Here is a 21,398-nt window from a genome sequence, read left to right as displayed (position 1 = left end):
CTTATTTAGTTCTACAATTTAGGTATGTTTTATTTGGGTATGACTTTATGAAAACGTGGTATGTAGTTGTAAGTATATTGTTATTTTGCAGTGCCTACTTTTCGGTGTTTGCGCTTGCTAAATCAAGCAAAACATTTAGCGCAGGCGTTATAGCTCAAGAGCAGCACTTCCCTATAAAAGAATTAAAGCTGGGTAACTATGCGCGTTGCACCGTTATTTCAGCTCAAAAAGAAGATGCTTTTTATTCTGCTTGTTATTTAAAGCGTGAACAAAAATCAAATTGGATTGCAGAGTCGGCGGGCGCGCGCTGTGAAATAAAATGCGAATCTTATGCCGATAGTAATGGAAATATTAGCGAGCATTACTTCACTACCTTAAAGTAACAATACTTTCCCACGATTTTTTTATTGGTGTGGCCAGTTCTTTTATTTGCTTACTGATGTTTGTATCGCATGCATCTTGTTGTTGCGGTTTATGTGGGCCAGAAAGCATTAACAAGTGTTTTTTACCTTTTATATTTTTATCAAGCACAAACAAGGATGGGTTTGCGTTTAGCACATGAGTTTTTAGCGACTTTTTAGAGGTGTAAGCTGCATATTGGCAAAAGTATAGCGTTGCTTTGTTCGCTTTTTCAGTTTCCCATAAGCCCATTAGCTGCCAATCTAAAGAGGCATAGCGCCTCGCATCAACCATAAAACTTCCATAAAGAGCTGGAGTTGAATAAACCGCATTAATGGTTGTTTGCGCCTTTTTAGCATTTGAATAGGGGCCAGCTACTAAATAGTAGTTATCTCGATTTTGATGTTTGTATAACCTCAATGGGTATTTATCCCAATCTACTTTATTAGCAACAATAAGGGCTGATTCAAACTGCTTAAACACGCCTAATTGAACAAAATACGCAGTGTTATTTGCGTTTATTACTGGCGCTTTAGGTGTGCTGGCAAGCATCGAAGAGCTTTGAGTGTACAGTACAATGTCTTGTAATATTATGGTGTCACCGGTTTTAGAGGTAATGATATGCTCTGGTAAGTTTTTAACACTCAGTTGAGAGGTGTCAGTGTTTGTGTTTTGAACAGAAAGAGTGTATTCACCCTGCGTTATATTGGCAAAATAATAGTAACCATCGTATTCGGTCACTGTGCTGTATGTTTTATCTGAATCTATGTCGTGTAATTTAACAGTAATACCTGCAGCAGGTTTGCTCATTCCATTAACTGAAATATAAACGGTCCCTTCCACCTCATTAAATATCACCATAGGTATGCTAACTTTAGTTTGCCCTCCCCTGTGGGCGTTTGTTTTAATTTTTCTGCGTGTTGGCTGTAAATAAGGATTAGGTAAAGAGCGTAAATCCACATCTAAAATTTGTCCGCCATGGCTACTGGGTAACAAAATTTTTCCATCTCTATTTGTATATTTATCTCGCCATTTGTAGTTACCCGTAAACTTTACATCTTGGAGTGGCTCATCGCCGTCATCAAATAGTTGATTTTCGTTCCAATCAATAAACGAAGAGGCTTCTATTTGCCCTGCACTCAGCGACCTAGGAGTATCAAATACAAAATCTGTTTTTAGGTGATCAAAGCTAAATGTACCATTTAAGCCAAACGATAAAAGCCAATCGCCATGACTGTCATATTGCCCCGAAAGTTGCACGTTAAACGCGTCGTGTCGATAAGTATATTGATGACTCAGTTTGGTACTTGCTGCCAAGCTTGGGTTATATGAAATTTGTGTTTGGTTAAAAGTGTCTTGAGTTTGAGGCCAACGTAAATTACTGCTTAAGCTAACAATATCGTTCCCATTTGCGGGCATCCAGTCTAGTGTGTTTGTTAACTTCCAGGAGTCAATATCGATTGATGCGTAAAGCTGATTGGTTAGTTCGTTATTCTCATCGTTATAAAAAAGTCGGCTTGCCCAAGTGCCGCCTACAAAATTATTATTAATACCAAACGAGTACGTATTTTTAGCAGCAGTGTTTTGGCGCTTTTCGTTTTGCCACCTCATAGTCCAATTTAACGAGTCAAACATACTCGTTTTACCATTTAAGCTCAGAAGTAGCTTATTTTTAAGAATAGTACTTTGTGGTAAATGTAACGCGCTCGAAAAATTATTTAATAGGCTGTACTCAATATTTACGTTTATGTCGTTGTATAAATCGTTTGAAAGTAGGCCCCTAAAGCCTGCAAAAAGAGCATGCCCCGCCTCAAGTTGATTAGTTGCTAATAAGCGATAGCTGCCATGTTCAGACAGTATATTAAGCCCAGAAGAGATATAACCATTGCTATTTTTATCACCATTTAAGTGGGTTAGTTGCGCGTCAAACGTGACGTTATCGTTAACCCCATAGGAAACAATACTTTTAAAAGAGTTGCTAAAGGGGGAGTTGTTAGATGCCGCTTGACCAAATACGCTTTTATCTGAATCTATTAACTCAACCTGATAACTTATTTTTCCTGGCGATAGGGCGTCTAAGCCTATGGTATATTTTTGGGTCCGTGTTATTTGCTCCCCTTGCGGACCGAAAAGTTTAATTTCAAAAATGTTGTTTCCGTAAAACGTTTCAATATCGGTAAAGGTCACCAAGTTATTATCGTTTGCTTGTGTGGTTGCTATAAATTGACCGTTTCGGTACAGCTCGGCTTGCCAGCCTGGTAAGGCCGGTTCTTCAATGGTAATAGCTGAAAAGTTTTGTGTAGAGTGTGGATTGGCATTAGAAATATAAAACCCCATACCTTGGCTTGCACCTGCAATAAGTGGATCTGATTGCGATTGAATGTCACCTATTTGATAGTGTATACGCTCAAGAGAGTGATCTTGCGAAGTTAGGTTAAAGTCTTTACTCACTTTAAAAAAGGTATTGGCAGTGTTCTCGTTTTTATTAAATCGGATCTCCGCTTTATGATGAAATAAATCAAAGTAACTATTAAGCCTTATTAAGCCCTTGTAGCGGTTTTGTTTGTTGCGATAGCTAGCAGAAAGCGCGTATTCAGATACAGGGTAAGTGAGTGTTTGATACTCATCGTCAATAACGTGTTCGTACGCGGGTTTTAAAACTTGTTTTTTGCTTGAGTAAGGTGCCGCTTTATTGCTTTGTTCGCTGACTAATGAACTTACAAAAGACACCTGCATGAGTGAGTAATCAAAAACAGCCTCGGTTTTTAAAAGTGTATTAATAACCGACAGCTCAACATAATGATCGTAATCATCACGCGCCCACAATGTGTCGTTTAATTGCGAGGTATTTGCTTCGTTAATTGGGATATTTAAAGTGTGCTTTGAATCGTCAAGGGTGGCTATTAATTCGCTTTGGGTAATTTTAAAACTAATTCCCATCGTTGATTTTAATGCACTAACAGGCAGCAAAAGTTTATTTGTTTGCGTGTAGTAGGCCTCTAAGTCAGATACAACAGAACGGCCATTAACTCTTACATTGACGATCACAAATGCCTCATCATCAATAGGCCATTGATAAAGAGGCAATAATTGTGTTGCATGTGTTGTTGTAGGTACTATAAAAAATAAAATAATCAGTAAGCTAATTAAAGCGCTACAACAATATGCGCGTGGTTTAAACACGTTTTATTGAATATTTACAGGGATAGCCAACTCAATATTTCCGCCATATAAAGCGTTTTCTTTATATTTTAAAGTGAGCGGCCCTGATATAGGTTCTTGAAGTGTTATATACACTTTACGACGCGACAAAGGGGTGTAAACAGCGACGTTTGTTAATTCACCAACAGGTAAGTTGTCGCTATTAACGAGTTCAAAATTACCATACACAGAACGATTACCGGTTAATGTTTGCCAAAATGTAAGGGTTGGATGCCCATTTTGAGTTATTAGCTGCGGGTTTATTAACTTCGAATCGGCTTCTAATTGCCCGTGGCGAACAATAACAGGCACGCTGTAAGCAACTTTAGGGCGTATGCTGATACCTGTTGAATTAGGGTTTTGAGATTCAGAAGCGATAATTCTTAAAACAGCTCGGTACTCTCCCGCAGGGAGTTGTGCTTTTTTTCGCACCGTCATTCTTATTGCTTGCATGCCTTTAGGAGCAATTTTTCCGCGTCTGGGCGAGAACCTCAACATGTCTTTAGCTGAGCGACCTTCAACTTGTTTGGGCGAAACATCTATTAATGCGCCTTCTTCAGTCATGTCTTTGTGGGTGATCTCTAGTTTAAAGTCGAGATTTTTGTCAGACGTATTTCTGATCATTAAAGAATTGTTTTTTGTACGTCCATCAAAGTATAAACGGTATTCAGACAAAGCAAGGTTGGCACTACAAATTTGGGGAAGTAGTAATGTTAAGCACAGAGCGGCCCAACAAAAAAATTTAAAAGTCATGGGAGTCAACTAATTCATAAAACATATAACATGTGGGGTAATACCCCCACATTATGCGTGTAGTTAGTTATTATTTACTAACTACATAGTGCTTATTACTGAAAAGATACATCTACAGTGTAATCTACTGTGTAGCTTGCACCAGCTGTAAGTGCTGTATCTACGTTCATAGCGCCGTATACGTTAATACCAATATCTGTTGCACTGGCATCTGTTGTAAATGCTGATGCTACGCCGTCAGCAGTTGTTACAGTTGTTGTACTATCGGTTGCAGTTGTTACTGGAGCAAATGTTAGATTGCTGCTTGAGCTACCTGAAACAGTGATGTTCATCGCAGAATTTGGTGCTAATCCTGAAACAGTTAATGCACCTAGTTGAATGTTTGCATCTGATGCATCACAGTCACCCGTAATTGCGCCAGCATTATCCATTGTACACGTAGAGCCTGTTGCTAAACGAATTTTACCAAAGTGTAATGCGCTATTTTCTGCAAACGTTGGCTCGCTCCAACCATTTACACTTGCTTGAAATGTTTGGTTAGATGCTAATAAAGAAGTAGATGAAATAGCTAATAAGGCTGAAGCTGCAAGGATTTTTTTATTCATAATTTTACCATTTTAAATGTTTATTATTTTATTTACCTCCGTGTGCGGTCTTATTTGTAAGTATTTTATTCCATTGCGGCAATTTAAACATAGTATGTACCTGTTTGAAATAAATAATTAACATATTGTGCTTTTAGAAACAATAAATGATTAAAAAGTATTGGTTTTTGGGGCTTTAATTTATATTTGGTATGAAAATTAAGCGGTTATAAGTTGTTTGTTGAGTTTAGGATGAAGGATGCAAACTATTTTGTTAACTTTTTAATTTAGTAATTGCAATACTGGAATGACCTAAACATTATTTTTTAGGCCATTAAACTATTACATTATTCTATCAACTAGCGCTATGATATTTTACGAAGTGTACTTAAAGGCACTATGCGTAAAACCCAATGTAAAAACGCCCACGGCCAGGTTGGCACAAAGCTGTTGGCTTTTTCTTTATTTATGGCTTTTACAAGCGCTTTACAGCCGGTTTCGGTATCGACTATAAAGGGCACTGTTTTTACTTTTTCGTTTATTTCGCTTCTTATAAAACCTGGGTGTACACAGCTTACTTTTATAGGTGTGTGCATTACATCTATGCGTATGCCTTCGCTTAATGAGGTAATGGCCGCTTTTGTAGCAGCGTAAACGGTCATGGCGCGCCTAAAACCTCGCACCGCACTAATAGACGAAATAGTCACTAAGTGGCCATGGTTTTGCGCTCTAAAAATTTCCATTGCGGCCTCAGCCTGGGCAAGGGCGGCTACAAAATTGGTTTGTGCGGTTTGTTTGTTGGCATTAAAGTAACCCGTACCAACAGAGGCTCCTTTGCCCATACCTGCATTTATAATGACTCTATCAAGGCCGTTTAGTTCTTCTTTAAAGGCGTTAAATACGCTAAACACTTGCTCGTGATCGTTTACATCAAGCACTTTTATGCTAATGGTTATATTAGGGTTTACCTGTTCAAGCTCACTTTTTAGTTGCTCTAGTAGCTCAAAGCGCCGAGCACATAAAGCAAGGTTACAGCCTTGTTTTGCAAACTCTTTTGCCATGCCTTTGCCTAAGCCTGAACTTGCACCTGTTATTAGTATATTTTTGCGCATAATTAATTCCTTAGGTGTATGTAATTAATTTTTGTTGTGGGTGGCACTCTAAAAAGTGATGCTCGTTTAAACTGCTAATGCCTAATTTACGGTTTGATCCTTTGCCGCGCGCCACTACTTTGGTTACGCCTGCGTTTACTAGGCTCCAATTTATATCAATAAAGTGCTCGAGTTTTAGCCCCATTAAATGGCTGGTAATAATGCTAATAGGTCCGCCAGAGGTATAAATAAGTACTTTTTTACCGTGGTTTTCATTGGCTATTTGCTCAAGTGCACCTAGTACACGCGCAGTAAATGCATTAAAGCTTTCGTTGTATAGCGTGCTATCGGGGTTGAGCACCCACTGCTCAATAGCGCTAATAAATACCGTTTTAAAATATTCCATTGGGTCGGCTTGTTTGCTAAGTGCAGCACGCACTTGGCTTGCGGTGGCAAGCTCTGGGTTATAAACCGCTAAAATGTGTTCGTGATCGTACTCGTTTAAACGCGCATCGTTTATTACCACTGGCGCATTATTAACACTGGCTAAACTTAGCTTTGCAGTTTGATTATGGCGTAGCATACTCCCTGCAAATACCACATCGGGCGTTAGCTGCTTTTGTGCTAAATACTCACCCAATAATGTGGCTTGCTGCTGCCCTTTTTGTGAGAGCATATCGTAATTATCAGCCGAAAAACTAGCCTGCCCATGGCGTACTAAATATAAAATACACATTAGGCTTTTCCTTGATTTTTAATGGCTTTATTGCAGCGCCACAAAAGGTAATGTACAAACACCCAAAAGTTTTTAAAGGCGGGGTTTTTAGTTTGCCCGTGGTGATAGCGGTAATAAATTTGCTGCACTATGCCTGCAAGCCTAAATAGCCCGTACACTTCGTAAAAGGTAAAATCGTCTACGGTTATATCCATTTTTTTACAGTAGTAGGCCACTACTTCTTTGCGCGTTAGCATGCCCTCTAAATGGGTAGGTTGGCGGCGCGTGGCTTGGGCTAAAAAGTCATCGCCGGGTTCTACCCAGTAAGCCAATGTGTTGCCTAAATCCATGAGTGGGTCGCCAAGGGTGGCAAGCTCCCAATCTAAAATACCCAGCACTTTGGTGTAGTCGGTTGCATCAAGTACGACGTTATCAAACCTAAAGTCGTTATGCGTTATACAAATGCGCTCGTGGCTTGGCATGTTGTTTTCAAGCCATTTAATTACTTTTTTACCGCTTGGTACGTTCCACGTTTTAGCTTTAGTAAAGCGTTCGCTCCAGCCGCTAATTTGGCGCTGCGTGTACCCTTCGCCTTTACCTAAATGGCTTAAATTGGCCTGTTTGTAATCTACTTTGTGTAGCTCTACCAGGCAGTCGAGTACGTTTTCGCACAGCTGTTTGGTGCGCTCGGGCGTGGGCATTAATCCGCGCGGTAAGTTTTTACGCGGAATAATCCCCGTAAGCTTTTCCATAACGTAAAAGTCGGTGCCAAGTATGCTTTCATCATCGCAAAACGCCTGCATAGTAGGTACGTAACTGTAAACCGGCTTTAGCGCCTGCTGTAATTTAAACTCGCGGCCCATATCGTGAGCGCCTTTGGCTTTTGTACCTTTTGGGGCACGGCGCAAAATAAGTGATTGCTCTGGGTAGTCTAGGCAGTAGGTCCAGTTTGACGCGCCCCCTGCGTATTGTGTAACGTTTGGATCGCCAGTTAACTGTGTAATGTGTTGTTTAAGCCAGACATCTACTTTTTGGGTGTCGAGCTCTTCGCCTTGGCGCACGCTTTTGGCTTGATCTAATAATTGTGTGTTCATTGTTAGCCTTTATTATTTTGATTTTAAACGTTGCATAGAGCGTGTTTTTTTAAGCATGTTTTTAATGTACCACTCAACGGGGAGTAGTTTTTTCATTAAAAAGGCCTGTTTACCTAATTTATGGGTCAAAATTAAAAATGGGCGTTTAAGTGACTGCTTATAAATAATATCTGCAACTTGTTGGGCATTAATGGGAGAGCGCTCAAAGGCGCGGTTTAACATAGTTTTCATAGCCGGTTCGCTGGTGCGCATAGATTCATCAAGGTTGGTTTTAAAAAAGCTGGGGCACACTACGCTTACATCTATATTATCGTAAGCAAGCTCGAGTTTTAGGGTTTCGCTAAAGCCAATTACGGCGGCTTTTACGGCGTTATAACTGCTCATAAACGGAATAGGTGTAAGCCCCGCTTGCGACGCTACATTAATAAAGTAGCCACTGCCTTGTTGCTTAAATAGCGGATAAAACGTTTGGCACACCCGCACCATAGAGAGCAAATTAATATCCATAATCCACTGCCATTGCTCAAGCGATTCGCCCTCAAGCGAGCCGCCGGTTGCAACGCCTGCATTATTTATAACAATATCCACGCCTTGCCACTTGGTTTGAATTAAATCGTAAAGCCCCTTTACATCGGCTTGTTTTGTTACATCGCAGGCGTAAAAAAAGGCATCGGCTTTTAATGCTTGTAGCTCGTTAATAGTTACGGCTGCGCGTTCGGCGTTTATATCGGCAATACAAATTTGTAAGTTTGCGCCCAAATTACTCGCGTAACTAAGTGCTAATGCTTTGCCAAGCCCTGTGGCTCCACCTGTTATTATTAATTTTGTTTTCATGGTGTTACCTTAGCGGTATTTGTTAAGTTCGAGGCGCGAAACCATGCCCATGTGTACTTCGTCTGGGCCATCGGCAAGGCGTAAAATTCGCCCCATTGCATTAAACGAGGCAATAGGGAAGTCGCTCGACACCCCCGCGCCACCAAATACCTGTATGGCCATATCAGACACCATTTGTAGCATATTGGGCACCACTACTTTTATGCTCGATATTTCGGTCATGGCGTGTTTAACGCCTTGGATGTCTATTTTCCATGCGGCGTGCAGTGTTAATAAACGGGCTTGATCTATTGCTATACGCGCTTGCGCTACGCGTTCTAAATTGCCGCCTAATTTAAGTAACGATTTACCAAAGGCGCTGCGCGAAAGCCCGCGTTTAATCATTAGCTCTAAACAGCGCTCTGCAGCGCCAATTGCGCGCATACAGTGATGAATTCGCCCAGGCCCTAAACGCCCTTGTGCAATAGCAAAGCCTTTGCCTAACCCTAAAATAAGGTTTTGTTTTGGTACACGCACGTTATTAAATTCCATTTCGCCATGGCCGTAGGGGGCATCAAAATCGCCGCAGGCACTTAGCATGCGTTTAATATTTACGCCGGGTGTATTTAGCGGCACAAGTACCATGGAGTGCTGGCTGTGTTTATCGTTTTCGGGGTTAGAAAGCCCCATAAAAATAGCTACCTGCGCATTGGGGTGGCCAAGGCCTGTGGTCCACCATTTTTTGCCATTTAAAATGAGTTCGTCGCCATCAACATCTATAGTTGCTTGCATGTTTGTGGCATCTGATGAGGCTACATCGGGCTCGGTCATGGCAAATACAGAGCGTATTTCGCCATTTAATAAAGGTGTTAGCCATTGCTGTTTTTGCTCATCATTTGCAAAGTGATACAGCACTTCCATATTGCCGGTGTCGGGGGCGTTACAGTTAAATATTTCTGATGCAAATAAACATTTACCCATTTGCTCTGCAATAGGGGCGTACTCTAGGCAGGTTAAGCCTTGTGCTAGCGCTGCATCGGGTAAAAATAAGTTCCACAGGCCAGCGGCTTTTGCTTTCGCTTTTAATGGCTCAATGTGCTCACTTAGTTGCCAAGTGGTCCAATCGTTTGAATTATTTTTTGCGTGATTATGCGCAACTACCGCCTGCTCAATAGGCAATACGTGTTCATCCATAAAGGCGGTAACACGCGTTAGGTAGTCTTGGCTTTTTTGGCTTGGCTCAAAGTTCATTAGGGTTGCCTGTTTATTTTTTAGTTAACCCAGCATAAAACATTCGCCCTAATGAATTAAATGAAATATATTACCAATTAAATGTGAATTGTATTCATAGTGTGGGCGGGTAATAGTGATTGAAGCTAAAAATATTCAGCAGTTAGACTTAAATTTACTTAAAATTTTTGAGTGTCTCTACCGTGAAAAAAACATGAGTGAAACCGCAAAGGTGCTTTACATAACGCCTTCAGCGGTAAGCCATGCTATAAAACGCCTGCGCAGTGTATTAAACGATCCGTTATTTGAGCGCCAAGGGCAATTAATGCTGCCCACCCCAGCGTGTCAGCGCATGGCACCAGCGCTAATAGATTTGCTCGAAAAGTTACGCCAGGTGCTGCAAGCCTGTGGCGATTTTGACCTAGCCACCACAGCGCAAACCTTTAAAATTGCCCTGCACGATGCCATTGAGCCCATAGTGCTGCCAAAGTTGCAGTTAATAATTGCAAAACACGCCCCTAACGCAAGCCTTGCAAGCGTTAAGCTAAACCGTGACGACATGCACAAGCAATTGGCTAATCATCAAATTGATATGGCCATAGATGTAGCGCGGCCAATAAAAGCGCCTATTAGCCATGCTGTGCTTTCAAGCGATCACTTTTGTGTATTACTAAAAAAAAATCACCCGCTAAAAAATAAGTTAAATATAGAAAATTACTTAAGCGCTAAGCATGTAGCGGTTTCAAACAGAGCCACCGGCACCGTAATTGAAGACATAGCCTTATTGCAGCTAAGCTTTAACCGCGAGGTAGCCATGCGCTGCCAAACGTATTTTGCCGCAAAAGAGGTAATAAAAAACTCGCCATTTTTACTCACCCTGCCCTCAATGGTTGCAAGCCAATTGCTAGACGACACGCTAATAGCGCGCCCCGTACCGACCACTATGCCTGCTATTTATCAGCATTTATATTGGCACCAAAATACCGATAAAGACGACGCCCTAATGTGGCTACGTAGCCAAGTAGAAAATATATTTAAGCGTTAATTTATACAAAAAAGCGCCAAACTTAGCAGGCTAAGTTTGGCGCTTTGTAAGCATTATCTAAGGGGTTATAACGTAATTAGTGCGCGTTTGTTTTTAATTTTTAGCGCAGCAATTAATAACAGTGGGCCTATAAACATGGCAAGGCCATATACGCCGCCTGTTACTGCGTATTCGGGCTTATTTAAAAAGCTTATAGCAATTAAAATAGCCAGCGATGCGTTTTGAATGCCTACTTCAATACCTAGTGTAAGCGAATCGGTAAGGTTAAGGTTTGAAAGTTTTGCTATGAGCAAACCAATAATCATTGAGCCAATATTAAGCGCTATACACGCCCAAAATACATCGTTAAACGAGTTTACCAGTAATGCGCGCTCTTTTATTACAAGTGCGGCTATCATGGCGAGCATAAAAAATAACGAAAAACGCCTAAAAAACGGCTCGCTTTTAATCGCAAATTCGCTTTTAAAATGGCGCAGGCTTATGCCTATTGCTACCGGTACTAAGGTAATTAAAAATAGCCCAAGTGATGTGGTTAATATAGAAAAACTGGCATCAGTTTGCGGGGCAAATTGGTGCATGGCAAAACCAATAATAAACGGTGTGGTAATAATGCTAATAGCGGTTGAGGCCGCGGTTAAGCTTACCGAAAGCGCTAAATTAGCCTTTGCCAGTTGGCTCACCACATTTGACATAGTACCGCCTGGGCACGCGGCTAAAATCATTAACCCTATTGCAATTGGTGTGGGTAAATTAAGTAAATAGCATAAGCCTAAAGCCAGTAGCGGCATGGCAATAATTTGACCCACCAAGCCCATAGCTATTGCTACGGGCTTTTTAAAAAGCCGAGTAAAGTCGCCAAGTGTAAGCCCAAGTCCCATGCCAAACATAATGAGCGCTAAGGCTAGGGGGAGTATGATTTCTGTTAAAAATGATGCATTCAAATTAGGCAACCTCGTATATTTTTGTTTTTATAGCGAGTACTTCGTAGTTAAATGAATAAGGCGTTAGCAACGTTTTTATTTGCTCGTGTAGTACGTTTAACTCGTCTTCATTTACTAAAATATTCGCTTTGATGCCTAACTTTTTATCAGCAAAAACATTTATTTGCACGGTTTTGTTGTTTAAATGCTCGTTAAGTGCCTCTGTAATGGTTTGTTTTATTTCGAGGCAAACCAGTTCGGGTTTATAAATTTTACCTACAGCAGTTAGCGGTATTTCATCAATTATATGAATAGCCTCAGGAATTGAAGCTCGTTCAGGTATGTGGGTACTAACATACGTGGTGAGCTCATCAAGGTTAAGCGCGCTATTGCGCCTTTACATTCCACGTAAGAGCTGTAAATGCTGAGTAGCTTTTTTGGTCTTGATCAAACAGGGCATTTACGCTCAGTGATGTACCCACTAAATCAGGAATAAGTAACGAAGCGCCAAATAATATATTGTTTGGGTGCTCAAGCTCGCTGCGCATATAAAAAATGCCCGCTACGTATTCAAGCGTGGTTTTACTTTGCTCATTTAGCCCACCGGGGTGGCAACCTCCCGATACCGAACTTGTATAATCAAGGCCTGAGTTATCACTTAATAAAAGTGAGCGATAGCCCACGTTGCCCGGGTTTGTTGAATCGCTTGCTATTTGTAAGTCGCGGTTGGGAGTATCAATAATGTATTGATAGCGCGAGCCATGCGATTCAAACTCACCGTGTTCCCACTTAAACAATGCGTTTATATCATCGTTTACTTGCCAATCAATAGACAAACGCGCGCCTGATGAATCGTTAGATTGCTCATTGCTTTGGCGCGCTTGGTTATATAAAAAGCCATCAACAGAATGATCAAACGCAGCAATACGAATGGCTAAATCATCATTTATAGGAATATTTATAACGCAGGTGAAGCGCTTTTCGTTATTTGATCCAAACTCTGCCGATACATTGCCTTCAAGTACATCGGTAGGCGAATTTGAAACCATACTAAATGCGCCTGCCGTGGCATTTTTTACCAAACATAACCGACTGCGGGCCTTTAACAAGCTCAAGGCGCTGCATATCTAAAAATGGAAATTTAGCCTGATGGCCGCGCCCTAAATAAACGCCATTTTTAACCATAGCAACCGATTGTTCAAAACCGGAGTTAGTGCCCGAGCCAATACCGCGTACAAAAATACGCTTACTACTTGAGGTTTCGGTAATGTGTACGTTGGGTAGGCTTTCACTTAGGGCGAGTAAATCGTCAACGCTGTTTTGCTCGAGGTAGTCACCCGAAAGCGCTTGGATAGAAGTAGGAATATCTTGCAGTGATTGTACCCGCTTTTGCGAGGTCACGGTGATGGTTTCAAGCTCGCTTTTATTTACCTTATTCTCGGCAGCTTGTGCCATGCCCACACTGAGTGCGCTTAGAGTAAATAAAGTAAGTGCTTTTTGCTTTAAAAAAGCATGATTTAAACGTGTGTGTGACTGTGTGTGTTCAGTTGTCATAGCTGCAACTCCATTATAGAGGTTATTTTTATTGGATATTTTTGCGTCTATTTCATACTGACGAGTCTTAAAATAAATAACAGTGATGTTTATTTATTCAGCACTATTAGTAATATTTATAGTTGAGCTAAAAAAGCTTAGTGTTAAACGGGGTTAGTGCGGAGTTAGAGCGGATTAAAAAATACCTGTGGATTAGCAATTTTATTTAGCTCGTTGTTGCTGTAAAGCCCCTTTACAAGCATATAACCATTTGTTTTGTAACTTTTCATTGTGGCTCTTTGTTTAATATTTTAGCTACACGGACGCTTAGCTCTGGTAATACTGTTTGCTCAAACCACGGGTTTTTTTTAAGCCAAATATTATTGCGTGGGCTTGGGTGCGGTAACACTAAATATTGTGGCCAATACTCACGCCACGATTTTACTAACTCGGTTAAAGGCCTATTTTTAGTATGCGGTAAATGATACGCCTGCGCGTATTTACCAAGCACTATTGTCAGTTCTAAATTTGGCAGAGCGGCCAGTAATTGCGCTCTCCATGCGGGCGCGCATTCTTTACGAGGTGGTAAATCGCCCGATTTACCTTTACCAGGATAACAAAAGCCCATAGGTAAAATAGCTATTTTTTGTGGATCATAAAACTCATCAACACTTAGCCCAAGCCATTCGCGCAGGCGGTTTCCGCTGGCATCGTTAAAGGGCTTGCCAGTTTCATGTACTTTTATGCCCGGCGCTTGGCCGGCAATTAAAATGCGGGCGTTAGGGTTAAATTGTATTACTGGGCGAGCGCCCAAAGGTAAATGAGGTTCGCAGATCACGCATTTACTAACTTGCTCAATTAAATTGATGGGAACCATATAAATTTGGCCTTAAATGCTTGAATTTTGTTCTAAATGGCCATTTTGACCCAATGAGTTGGTAAAAAATCGGTTTATTTTAATTAAAACGGACCGTAGTTGGTAAAATCGTGATCTCTGTTTAAAACAGCGCTGTAGCCCTTGTAATACTTAGTGTTTTTCAGACCAAACTGCAAATTCGTTACCACTGGGCTCTGTAAAATGAAACCGGCACCCACCCGGAAAATCAAAAATAGGTTTTACTATTTCACCGCCAAACTGCACGACTTTTTTATAAGTTGCGTGAATATCGTTACTGTAAAAAACCAGCAAAGCAGCCCCATTTTGAGTAAGCGATTTAAGCGGCGCATTAAAAAATCCGCCATCAAGCCCTTGGCCGCTAAACGCCGTGTACTCTGGGCCGTAGTCGGTAAACTGCCAATTAAACACGTTAGTAAAAAAGCTTTTTGTGGCTGTTAAATCGCACGCTGGAAACTCAACATAATTTAGTTTTTCGTGGTTGCTCATTATAATTTGAACTTTTTTTATTGTTTGATTTTACACCTTAGTCTTTAGTAACTCGTTGTGCAACGGTTACTTCAAAACATAGATCAGTATTTTACTAAGTAATATACGTTATTTACTAGTGAATCCATTTAATTGCACGCTAGGTTGAGTTTGAAATTACAATACATTAATCTAAATGATAACTACTATCTTTTGCATCTTTCAAATGTATAATAGCGTCCTAAATTTATTCTTCATGCTTAAAGAGAAACAATGCTATGCGTGCAGCGTCTTTCAACGCATTACTAACCAAGCTGAGCTCATTTAGTCTTTTAAATAAACGGCTAAGCCGTTATCAGCTATTAGTATTTTTACGTTTTTTTATCGCTATTGTTGGCGGGTATGTGTTTACCTCTACCCTAATTGCATTACTGAGCGTTGTATTGCCTATGGCTAAACAAGACGCCGTATTACTTTGCGTTTCGCTTAGCATTTTAATTTACGCGGTTGTGTTTATATGTGCCTTTTGGGTTAAATCGTTAACAACAGTATGGATCAGTATTTTACTAAGTAGTGGAGTGTTTTTAGCCATACTTGCAGTATTAAAGGATTGGCTATGAAAGACAGTTTTTTTAGGTCGATGACCTGGCTACACACCTGGGTAGGCTTACTTACTTGCTGGATTATTTACGTAGTATTTTTTGCAGGCACGGTGAGTTTTTTTAGAGACGAAATAAACCTGTGGAACCAGCCCGCAATTCATAATGTGCAAGCGCAAACCGACAGAGTGGCCGCACAGCGTATGCAAATTGTTAAAGGCTTTGATTATTTAAGCCACTATGGTGCAGGCTCTAACAGTTGGCGAGTAACGCTACCAGAGCAGCGTATTCCCTATTTAGTGTATGGCTATGCCAAACCAAAAGAGCCAGGGCAGCGGCGTAGCAAATTTGTAAATACCCAAATAAATCCTAATACGATGCAAGAACTACCACCTTTTGTAGAAACCAAAGGCGGTAACTTTTTTTATCGGCTGCATTACCAGCTTTATTATCTAGATGCCATAACAGGGCGTTGGGTGGTGTGTTTTGCCAGCTTTTTTATGTTGCTTGCGATTATATCGGGTGTAGTTATTCATAAACGTATTTTTAAAGATATGTTTAGTTTTAGGCGTAATAAAGGAATGCGTAGCTGGTTAGATGCGCACAACTTAAGCTCGGTGCTTGCTTTGCCATTTCATTTAATGATTACCTACACAGGCATTATTACGCTTATATTTATGTTGTTCCCCTACCCTGCGCTAACTACCTACGACAATGGCATGCGTGGCTTTTTTAACGATGTATCACCTAGCAATAACGTGACGAATAAAGCGCAAGGTAGCGCGGCAATGTTGCCTATTAATACCATTTTGGATCAGGTTTATACTAAGTGGCCTGATGCAGATATACGCAGTGTAAGAGTTAGCGAGCCTAATATGGCGGCCTCAACGGTTACTGTTTTGGTAGACTCAGGTAAGGCGCTGCGCGATCAAACGCCAAGGCTTTTATTTAGTGGCGCTACAGGTGAGTTAGTTGCACAAAGCGATGATGAACTCACTAACAGTAAGGCGCTTTACGAGTCACTTAACTCTATGCACACAGGGCGTTTTGCCACACCGTTATTACGCTGGTTGTATGTATTAGGCGGTATTGCAGGCTGTGTGATGATAGCTACTGGCTGCATAATGTGGGCTAAACGTATACGCGAGCGCAGTAAAGGTAAGGCATCGTTTGGCTTACAATTAGTAGAAGGTTTAAACCTTGCCACTATTATGGGTTTACCGCTTGCTACTTGCTCATTCTTTATTGCCAATAGGTTACTTAGCCCTACCCTTTCTGGGCGCGACGATAAAGAAGTAACAGCGTTCTTTTTAGCTTGGTTAGTGGCGGGGGTTATTGCCCTAACTAAACGCGATAAACTGCAATGGCGGATAATGGCTGCTATTAATGCACTTGCATGTTTAAGTGTACCTTTAGTTAATGCGCTTACAACTAATGGCAATATTGTTAGTTATTTAATGCATAAACAGTGGGCGTTATTTATATTTGATGCAGTGTTTTTACTTTTTAGCATATTGTTTTTTGTACAAACCGAAAAATTACGTACTGCGGAAAATGCCCAAAGGAAAACTAAATCTAAGCCAGTGGCGAAGCCTGTAAGGTCAAAATTATGATTGATCTACTTAGTTTTAGCCTATGTTTGTTTAGTTTTAATTGCTTTGCGTTGGCTAAATTTAACCACTTTAAAGATGTTTTAAAAAAACGCCTTACCGAATTACAACGCAAACAGCTTCTAACTATTGCTTGGATCAGTATTTTACTAAGTTTAGCGATTTGTGTAGAAACACAAAGTGGCTATGGCGGACTGCTGTTTTGTGGTTTTATGAGTTTAAGTGTTTTAATTATAACGATTTTTTATAATTTACTAACTAGGCTTGTAAAAGTATTTAGTGTTTTAAATGCGGTATTAATTACAGTGAGTGGGCTATTTTAGCGTTAAATTAGCTTTAGTTAGTAAAACCGTGATCCGTAACTATAAATTTTAGGCAAAAAAATGGCAAGCCATTAGGCTTGCCAAAAATAGGGGGGATATTCAGTATGTCCAACACTCGCTGTCTCACGGCAAGTACAAGCAGTATAGCCAATTAATATTTAAGTTAATTTACAATGACATTATACTTTTATTACAGCTGTAAAGGGGCTTTACACACCTTTTTGTTCTACCCATATTATTTGCTCTGTAGCAAAACCAAGTTTTTTAGCTTTAGCTATAAAATGTTGTTTAAGCTCGTCGCTAACTTTAGGCGTACGCGATAAAAACCATAAAAAGTCGCGGTTATAGCTCGTTATAAACGCGTATTGGTAATCGGCTTGGTCGAGCTCAAAAATTACGTAAGCACCATAAAATGGGCCAAAAAACGACACTTTAAAATGGCCCGTGTCACTGCTTTCTACAAATTTAGCTAAACCTTCCGCTTCATCCCACTTTTGCTCTTTAGTAATATACCCTTTGTTAAGCACCTTTACTGTGCCGTCGTCGTTTACTGTGTAAGTCGCGGTTACTTGCTCCATACCTTCTTCAAATGAGTGATTAAGGCGGGCAATTTCGTACCACTTACATTTGTATTGCTCAAGGTCAAAGTTTTTAACAGGGGTAATACCTTCAGGTGCACTTGTGCAGGCAGTGAGTAAAAATAACCCTGTAATAAGTAAAATAGTTGTAATGGCCTTCATGAAAGCTCCTTTTTAAATATGATGCTGTTTGTACGGCTATAAGCCAATAAAGTTTGCTAGCCGATTAAAATAAATTGCTATAGGATCAGCTAAATACTAGAGCAATTAAAAGATTAAAGCATGAAAATATGGGTAGATGCCGACGCGTGCCCCGTGGTTATAAAAGAAATTCTTTTTAGAGCCGCAGAGCGCACACAAACACCAACCATTTTAGTGGCTAACCATGCAATGCGCATTCCGCCTTCAAAATTTATTAGCCGCGTGCAGGTTTCGAGCGGGTTTGATGTGGCCGATGACGAAATAGTAAAACGTGTAGAAAAAGGTGATTTAGTTATCACGGGCGACATACCCCTTGCCAGCGAAGTTATAGACAACGGTGGCCAAGCACTTAACCCGCGTGGCGAGCTTTACACGCCAGAAAACATTCGCTCGTTACTAAACGTGCGCGACTTTATGGATACTATGCGTTCAAGCGGCGTTGAAATGAGTGGCGGGCCACCACCACTTAGCCAAACTGACCGCCAAAACTTTGCTAATAACCTTGACCGCATTTTAGCTCAAAACAAGGCCAAGTAAGTGACAGAGCAAGCTGTTGGCTTAGGCGAGCATGATTTTAATGTAGCTGTGTATGTCGCAAAAGCACCGCCTATGCCCTACTTTGAAACCCTGCAAAGTGTTGAGCCTGTAATCAACGAGCAAATAAATACCATAAACCAGCACTGTGGAAATGGTTGGCGCAAGGTGTTTAACGTATACGCTAAAGTGTTGTTTGCTCTCCCGAGCGAGCATTACAGCTTTGCTAAACAAGCCGATAGCTGGCAAGCGTATCGCGATAAATTTTTACTGCAAAATAACAGTAAAACAGCCCTTTTATTTAGTGCGCCTATTATTAACGGCACTAACAAAAACCAGCTACATATAATTGCTGGGCGTACACACGCTAAAAACTTACTTCAACAAGGTAAGCTTAATGCGCAATTTAATTGGCTCGACGATGAGTTTGCAATTGATACAACCAACCACATTATTGTGTGTCCATATTTTGATTACAGGCAGTTAAGTAATATTAAAATAGCTCGATTAAGCGAGCTTGTAGCTAAGCTTAAAACAGCTAATTGAAAATGTAAGGAATCCACATGGCGGGAATTTTAGAACTGAACACCTTGCTTAAAACAATGAACCCTGAGCTTAAGCAAGGTGAATACATATTTTGCTGTTTAGCAGGTAGCCTTGCCGACTACGTTCACTTAAATCCACTTGCCAGCTATGTTGAAGAAGAGGGGTTAACCCTTATTTTAAATGTAGATACTGCCGACAAAGCCGGTATTACTTATGAGGGTAAATATAATTTAATTACCCTTAATGTGCATTCAAGCTTAGAGGCTGTAGGGCTAACTGCTGCGGTATCGGCTAAATTAACCGAGCATAATATTAGCGCTAATGTAGTGGCTGCGTTTTATCACGACCATATTTTTGTACAAACCGATAAGGCACAGGCAGCATTGCGAGCACTTAAGGAGATTGGTTAAATTAAACTTAACTATAAAATCACTCGGTTATGGGTTGTTTACTGCCCTAACCGAGTTTTTACTTTTTGTAATTACACAATCGATTCAACTATATTTAATGCTTTAATTTCGTTTTCATGGGTTATGCCATCAGCTTCAATTACTTGCTTAAGTAGCTCTAAAACAAACACCCTCATTGGTTGGTCAATTATGTGCGACATACGGTGTTGAATAAATGACTCTATTTCGTTTGCCTGCACAGCTGAAACACATTTTTTAGTCATTTCTATAATATAATTGTCTATTTCTATTGCTGAGTTCCATTCAATTTTTTGTGCCCAAGCACTCACTACATTTAGCTCTTCGTCAGCGATAGAGCCATCAACGGTAACAAAAAGTAAAGCAAGATCTAATAGCGATTCTTTTTGAAGTTGCTCAACACAAACGCCCATATCAAAATTATTTAATAACTGTTCAAACTTCATAGTGCTTCCTTGATGGATAAATATACTGCTAAAGAGCTTATAACAAAGCACACCAAAAAGTAATTTTAATGGGTTGGTTTAATTGCAACATTTTGTAAGTAATAAATAATACAACTTTTTTCGCTAGCTTAGCTTTCGGTACTTTTATTGTTTATGCAAAAGCTGTTATTAGCCGCTTCTAGCTGTACTTTATTTCCAGTTTTAACTCTTACACAGCGAGTGGTATTAGGCAGTTTTTTCTTTTGAATAACTATAAAATCGCCGTTCTCTGCATCGTTAAGTGTGTATTGATATGCTGTGTTTCCGCCTTCAAACAAAGCCGTAAAGAGTCCGCCAACCAATGCTCCCGCAATGGCGCCGCTGATCATGTCTTCGGTGTTACCATCTAAATCTTCGGCTAAACCAACGCCGGCACCAACCATGATTCCGGTCCCTACTTCAGATGACAGCTTTACCTTTTCAATCGATTCGACTGTTGCATAGTAATGCTTAATGATATGACCTTGGTCGTCACGGTCAACGCCTTGAGAAGCACAGCCAGACAGTAATAAAAGGGCAATTAAACTTTTTTTCATGATTATTCTCTGTGTTGATAATGAGTACAATCATAATCGCTAATTCGTAATAAAACTGTGAGAGCTTTGTTTGTAGCTGTTAGAAGTTGTAAGAATGTGTTCAGAGGAAAACATCGACTCAGGATAAGCCGATGTTTAAATTAAGGCGATTAAACAACGTATCCGCTAAAACCAAGCGCTTTAAAATACAGCTTAGGAATACCGTATTTACACTCGTTAAGTAACTCGCTAAAGCGCATTCTATCAAGTGGATAAAATTCACTTTCTAAGTTTTGAGCTGTGTAGGCTTGCCCTGCATCACTTAGGCCTAAATCGGCACACACAGTAATTTGTGCTTCGCGCTCAAACTCGGTTTCGGGTTTCATTAAATCGCTAATATATAAATGCGCGCCTTTATTTAAATTAGCTTTAATGTTTTTAAGTAGCTGTTTTTTACTGCCGTCGTCTTCTAAAAAGTGCATTACGAGTAGGCATAGTGCGGCATCTGCCTTGGTAGAAAGTTTATCAAGTTCGCCTTCAGTAACGTTAACGCGCTTTGCTATGCCGTGCTCTTCAAACGCTTGTTTAGCAATTGCAAGCATATCACTTGAGGTATCTTGCGCGGTAAATTGCCAAGTAGGGTTAAGCGCGGCAAGGGCGAGTATTTCTTTGCCTGTGCCTGCGCCCACAACTAAAATATGTGCGTTATCGTTAAGTGATGCTTTAAGTTGTGCAGTGGTAAGTTGGTGCAATAGCTCATAACCAGGTACTAAACGCGTTATGCGGCTGTTGTAATGGGTTGCTTGCTCGCCTGTAAATGTTGGCATTTTTAACTCCT

At 40.5% G+C, this 21,398-nt stretch carries 26 protein-coding genes; 8 read left to right on the top strand and 18 right to left on the bottom strand.

Features of this window, described 5'->3' with window-relative positions:
* Positions 1–47: 47 nt before the first annotated feature.
* Positions 48–383, top strand: coding sequence for a hypothetical protein (locus tag AC27I2_RS16245; protein WP_058405440.1), 336 nt, complete (start codon positions 48–50; stop codon positions 381–383).
* On the opposite strand, the gene AC27I2_RS16240 is transcribed toward AC27I2_RS16245, so the two are convergent.
* From AC27I2_RS16240 to AC27I2_RS16205, 8 genes are all read right to left on the bottom strand, one after another.
* Positions 370–3,582 (bottom strand): hypothetical protein, encoded by a 3,213-nt coding sequence (locus AC27I2_RS16240; protein ID WP_487204876.1) that lies wholly within the window; start codon positions 3,580–3,582, stop codon positions 370–372. The genes AC27I2_RS16245 and AC27I2_RS16240 overlap by 14 nt on opposite strands.
* A 3-nt stretch (positions 3,583–3,585) precedes the next feature.
* Positions 3,586–4,353 carry a fimbrial biogenesis chaperone gene (locus tag AC27I2_RS16235; protein ID WP_058553275.1) on the bottom strand — a complete coding sequence of 256 codons (768 nt, stop codon included), beginning with the start codon at positions 4,351–4,353 and terminating at the stop codon, positions 3,586–3,588.
* 95 nt (positions 4,354–4,448) lie between these two features.
* A complete protein-coding gene (locus AC27I2_RS16230; RefSeq protein WP_058405391.1) occupies positions 4,449–4,958 on the bottom strand; it encodes a hypothetical protein in 510 nt (169 codons plus the stop codon).
* 344 nt (positions 4,959–5,302) lie between these two features.
* Positions 5,303–6,049 carry an SDR family oxidoreductase gene (locus AC27I2_RS16225; RefSeq protein WP_487204875.1) on the bottom strand — a complete coding sequence of 249 codons (747 nt, stop codon included), beginning with the start codon at positions 6,047–6,049 and terminating at the stop codon, positions 5,303–5,305.
* A gap of 10 nt (positions 6,050–6,059) precedes the next feature.
* Positions 6,060–6,764 carry a histidine phosphatase family protein gene (locus tag AC27I2_RS16220; protein ID WP_487204874.1) on the bottom strand — a complete coding sequence of 235 codons (705 nt, stop codon included), beginning with the start codon at positions 6,762–6,764 and terminating at the stop codon, positions 6,060–6,062.
* Positions 6,764–7,837, bottom strand: a complete 1,074-nt coding sequence (locus AC27I2_RS16215) for a phosphotransferase family protein (protein WP_487204873.1) — start codon at positions 7,835–7,837, stop codon at positions 6,764–6,766. The genes AC27I2_RS16220 and AC27I2_RS16215 overlap by 1 nt, the downstream gene beginning before the upstream one ends.
* 12 nt (positions 7,838–7,849) lie before the next feature.
* On the bottom strand, positions 7,850–8,671 hold the full coding sequence (locus AC27I2_RS16210) for an SDR family oxidoreductase (RefSeq protein WP_487204872.1): 822 nt from the start codon (positions 8,669–8,671) through the stop codon (positions 7,850–7,852).
* Between the two features lie 9 nt (positions 8,672–8,680).
* Entirely contained in the window at positions 8,681–9,901 is a 1,221-nt protein-coding gene (locus tag AC27I2_RS16205) for an acyl-CoA dehydrogenase family protein (protein ID WP_487204871.1), read from the bottom strand.
* A 115-nt stretch (positions 9,902–10,016) separates the two neighbouring features.
* Here AC27I2_RS16205 and AC27I2_RS16200 point away from each other — a divergent pair, with 115 nt between their 5' ends.
* Positions 10,017–10,925 carry a LysR family transcriptional regulator gene (locus AC27I2_RS16200; protein WP_219422579.1) on the top strand — a complete coding sequence of 303 codons (909 nt, stop codon included), beginning with the start codon at positions 10,017–10,019 and terminating at the stop codon, positions 10,923–10,925.
* A gap of 65 nt (positions 10,926–10,990) precedes the next feature.
* On the opposite strand, the gene AC27I2_RS16195 is transcribed toward AC27I2_RS16200, so the two are convergent.
* The 6 genes from AC27I2_RS16195 to AC27I2_RS16170 form a co-directional block, all read right to left on the bottom strand.
* Positions 10,991–11,866: a bile acid:sodium symporter family protein gene (locus tag AC27I2_RS16195; RefSeq protein WP_487204870.1), complete on the bottom strand. Its 876-nt coding sequence runs from the start codon at positions 11,864–11,866 to the stop codon at positions 10,991–10,993.
* A 1-nt stretch (position 11,867) separates the two neighbouring features.
* Entirely contained in the window at positions 11,868–12,035 is a 168-nt protein-coding gene (locus tag AC27I2_RS16190) for a hypothetical protein (RefSeq protein ID WP_487204869.1), read from the bottom strand.
* Positions 12,036–12,231: 196 nt separating this feature from the next.
* Positions 12,232–12,894 carry a hypothetical protein gene (locus AC27I2_RS16185; RefSeq protein WP_487204868.1) on the bottom strand — a complete coding sequence of 221 codons (663 nt, stop codon included), beginning with the start codon at positions 12,892–12,894 and terminating at the stop codon, positions 12,232–12,234.
* 1 nt (position 12,895) lies between these two features.
* The gene (locus AC27I2_RS16180; protein WP_487204867.1) at positions 12,896–13,399 is read right to left on the bottom strand and encodes a TonB-dependent receptor plug domain-containing protein; all 504 of its coding nucleotides are present in this window, start codon (positions 13,397–13,399) and stop codon (positions 12,896–12,898) included.
* Between the two features lie 265 nt (positions 13,400–13,664).
* Positions 13,665–14,255, bottom strand: a complete 591-nt coding sequence (locus tag AC27I2_RS16175) for a uracil-DNA glycosylase family protein (protein WP_487204866.1) — start codon at positions 14,253–14,255, stop codon at positions 13,665–13,667.
* A gap of 150 nt (positions 14,256–14,405) precedes the next feature.
* Positions 14,406–14,762, bottom strand: a complete 357-nt coding sequence (locus tag AC27I2_RS16170; RefSeq protein ID WP_058405400.1) for a VOC family protein — start codon at positions 14,760–14,762, stop codon at positions 14,406–14,408.
* 257 nt (positions 14,763–15,019) lie between these two features.
* Here AC27I2_RS16170 and AC27I2_RS16165 point away from each other — a divergent pair, with 257 nt between their 5' ends.
* Genes AC27I2_RS16165 through AC27I2_RS16155 form a run of 3 tightly spaced genes read left to right on the top strand, consistent with a single transcriptional unit; the run spans position 15,020 to position 17,273 of the window.
* Positions 15,020–15,361: a hypothetical protein gene (locus AC27I2_RS16165; protein ID WP_487204865.1), complete on the top strand. Its 342-nt coding sequence runs from the start codon at positions 15,020–15,022 to the stop codon at positions 15,359–15,361.
* Entirely contained in the window at positions 15,358–16,953 is a 1,596-nt protein-coding gene (locus AC27I2_RS16160) for a PepSY-associated TM helix domain-containing protein (RefSeq protein ID WP_487204864.1), read from the top strand. Before AC27I2_RS16165 ends, AC27I2_RS16160 begins: the two co-directional genes overlap by 4 nt.
* Positions 16,950–17,273, top strand: coding sequence for a DUF3325 domain-containing protein (locus AC27I2_RS16155; protein ID WP_487204863.1), 324 nt, complete (start codon positions 16,950–16,952; stop codon positions 17,271–17,273). The genes AC27I2_RS16160 and AC27I2_RS16155 overlap by 4 nt, the downstream gene beginning before the upstream one ends.
* Before the next feature lie 209 nt (positions 17,274–17,482).
* On the opposite strand, the gene AC27I2_RS16150 is transcribed toward AC27I2_RS16155, so the two are convergent.
* Complete coding sequence (locus AC27I2_RS16150; RefSeq protein WP_487204862.1) at positions 17,483–18,013, bottom strand: lipocalin family protein; 531 nt, start codon at positions 18,011–18,013, stop codon at positions 17,483–17,485.
* A gap of 120 nt (positions 18,014–18,133) precedes the next feature.
* On the opposite strand from AC27I2_RS16150, the gene AC27I2_RS16145 reads away from it, so the two are divergent.
* Genes AC27I2_RS16145 through AC27I2_RS16135 form a run of 3 tightly spaced genes read left to right on the top strand, consistent with a single transcriptional unit; the run spans position 18,134 to position 19,542 of the window.
* The gene (locus AC27I2_RS16145; protein WP_058405404.1) at positions 18,134–18,589 is read left to right on the top strand and encodes a YaiI/YqxD family protein; all 456 of its coding nucleotides are present in this window, start codon (positions 18,134–18,136) and stop codon (positions 18,587–18,589) included.
* Positions 18,590–19,132 (top strand): DUF6942 family protein, encoded by a 543-nt coding sequence (locus AC27I2_RS16140; RefSeq protein ID WP_219422586.1) that lies wholly within the window; start codon positions 18,590–18,592, stop codon positions 19,130–19,132.
* 17 nt (positions 19,133–19,149) lie between these two features.
* Positions 19,150–19,542: an ACT domain-containing protein gene (locus AC27I2_RS16135; protein ID WP_487204861.1), complete on the top strand. Its 393-nt coding sequence runs from the start codon at positions 19,150–19,152 to the stop codon at positions 19,540–19,542.
* Positions 19,543–19,613: 71 nt separating this feature from the next.
* Here AC27I2_RS16135 and AC27I2_RS16130 read toward each other — a convergent pair whose 3' ends face one another.
* The 3 genes from AC27I2_RS16130 to AC27I2_RS16120 all read right to left on the bottom strand — a co-directional run bounded on the left by AC27I2_RS16130 (position 19,614) and on the right by AC27I2_RS16120 (position 21,387).
* On the bottom strand, positions 19,614–20,006 hold the full coding sequence (locus tag AC27I2_RS16130; RefSeq protein WP_058553291.1) for a tellurite resistance TerB family protein: 393 nt from the start codon (positions 20,004–20,006) through the stop codon (positions 19,614–19,616).
* 128 nt (positions 20,007–20,134) lie between these two features.
* On the bottom strand, positions 20,135–20,581 hold the full coding sequence (locus AC27I2_RS16125; RefSeq protein WP_219422588.1) for a hypothetical protein: 447 nt from the start codon (positions 20,579–20,581) through the stop codon (positions 20,135–20,137).
* A 149-nt stretch (positions 20,582–20,730) separates the two neighbouring features.
* Positions 20,731–21,387 carry a class I SAM-dependent methyltransferase gene (locus AC27I2_RS16120; protein ID WP_487204860.1) on the bottom strand — a complete coding sequence of 219 codons (657 nt, stop codon included), beginning with the start codon at positions 21,385–21,387 and terminating at the stop codon, positions 20,731–20,733.
* Between the last annotated feature and the right edge of the window lie 11 nt (positions 21,388–21,398).

This window comes from Pseudoalteromonas sp. NH0006-46 (assembly GCF_057547735.1).
This window is presented reverse-complemented; position numbering and strand designations above follow the sequence as displayed.

What these genes read in the sequence shown, in the direction of transcription:
- AC27I2_RS16120 (WP_487204860.1), bottom strand. Translation starts at nt 21,387, where the DNA reads ATGCCAACATTTACAGGCGAGCAAGCAACCCATTACAACAGCCGCATA.
- AC27I2_RS16245 (WP_058405440.1), top strand. Translation starts at nt 48, where the DNA reads ATGAAAACGTGGTATGTAGTTGTAAGTATATTGTTATTTTGCAGTGCC.
- AC27I2_RS16125 (WP_219422588.1), bottom strand. Translation starts at nt 20,581, where the DNA reads ATGAAAAAAAGTTTAATTGCCCTTTTATTACTGTCTGGCTGTGCTTCT.
- AC27I2_RS16130 (WP_058553291.1), bottom strand. Translation starts at nt 20,006, where the DNA reads ATGAAGTTTGAACAGTTATTAAATAATTTTGATATGGGCGTTTGTGTT.
- AC27I2_RS16205 (WP_487204871.1), bottom strand. Translation starts at nt 9,901, where the DNA reads ATGAACTTTGAGCCAAGCCAAAAAAGCCAAGACTACCTAACGCGTGTT.
- AC27I2_RS16210 (WP_487204872.1), bottom strand. Translation starts at nt 8,671, where the DNA reads ATGAAAACAAAATTAATAATAACAGGTGGAGCCACAGGGCTTGGCAAA.
- AC27I2_RS16135 (WP_487204861.1), top strand. Translation starts at nt 19,150, where the DNA reads ATGGCGGGAATTTTAGAACTGAACACCTTGCTTAAAACAATGAACCCT.
- AC27I2_RS16155 (WP_487204863.1), top strand. Translation starts at nt 16,950, where the DNA reads ATGATTGATCTACTTAGTTTTAGCCTATGTTTGTTTAGTTTTAATTGC.
- AC27I2_RS16145 (WP_058405404.1), top strand. Translation starts at nt 18,134, where the DNA reads ATGAAAATATGGGTAGATGCCGACGCGTGCCCCGTGGTTATAAAAGAA.
- AC27I2_RS16175 (WP_487204866.1), bottom strand. Translation starts at nt 14,255, where the DNA reads ATGGTTCCCATCAATTTAATTGAGCAAGTTAGTAAATGCGTGATCTGC.
- AC27I2_RS16230 (WP_058405391.1), bottom strand. Translation starts at nt 4,958, where the DNA reads ATGAATAAAAAAATCCTTGCAGCTTCAGCCTTATTAGCTATTTCATCT.
- AC27I2_RS16150 (WP_487204862.1), bottom strand. Translation starts at nt 18,013, where the DNA reads ATGAAGGCCATTACAACTATTTTACTTATTACAGGGTTATTTTTACTC.
- AC27I2_RS16235 (WP_058553275.1), bottom strand. Translation starts at nt 4,353, where the DNA reads ATGACTTTTAAATTTTTTTGTTGGGCCGCTCTGTGCTTAACATTACTA.
- AC27I2_RS16170 (WP_058405400.1), bottom strand. Translation starts at nt 14,762, where the DNA reads ATGAGCAACCACGAAAAACTAAATTATGTTGAGTTTCCAGCGTGCGAT.
- AC27I2_RS16185 (WP_487204868.1), bottom strand. Translation starts at nt 12,894, where the DNA reads ATGGTTTCAAATTCGCCTACCGATGTACTTGAAGGCAATGTATCGGCA.
- AC27I2_RS16215 (WP_487204873.1), bottom strand. Translation starts at nt 7,837, where the DNA reads ATGAACACACAATTATTAGATCAAGCCAAAAGCGTGCGCCAAGGCGAA.
- AC27I2_RS16165 (WP_487204865.1), top strand. Translation starts at nt 15,020, where the DNA reads ATGCGTGCAGCGTCTTTCAACGCATTACTAACCAAGCTGAGCTCATTT.
- AC27I2_RS16220 (WP_487204874.1), bottom strand. Translation starts at nt 6,764, where the DNA reads ATGTGTATTTTATATTTAGTACGCCATGGGCAGGCTAGTTTTTCGGCT.
- AC27I2_RS16160 (WP_487204864.1), top strand. Translation starts at nt 15,358, where the DNA reads ATGAAAGACAGTTTTTTTAGGTCGATGACCTGGCTACACACCTGGGTA.
- AC27I2_RS16225 (WP_487204875.1), bottom strand. Translation starts at nt 6,049, where the DNA reads ATGCGCAAAAATATACTAATAACAGGTGCAAGTTCAGGCTTAGGCAAA.
- AC27I2_RS16180 (WP_487204867.1), bottom strand. Translation starts at nt 13,399, where the DNA reads ATGACAACTGAACACACACAGTCACACACACGTTTAAATCATGCTTTT.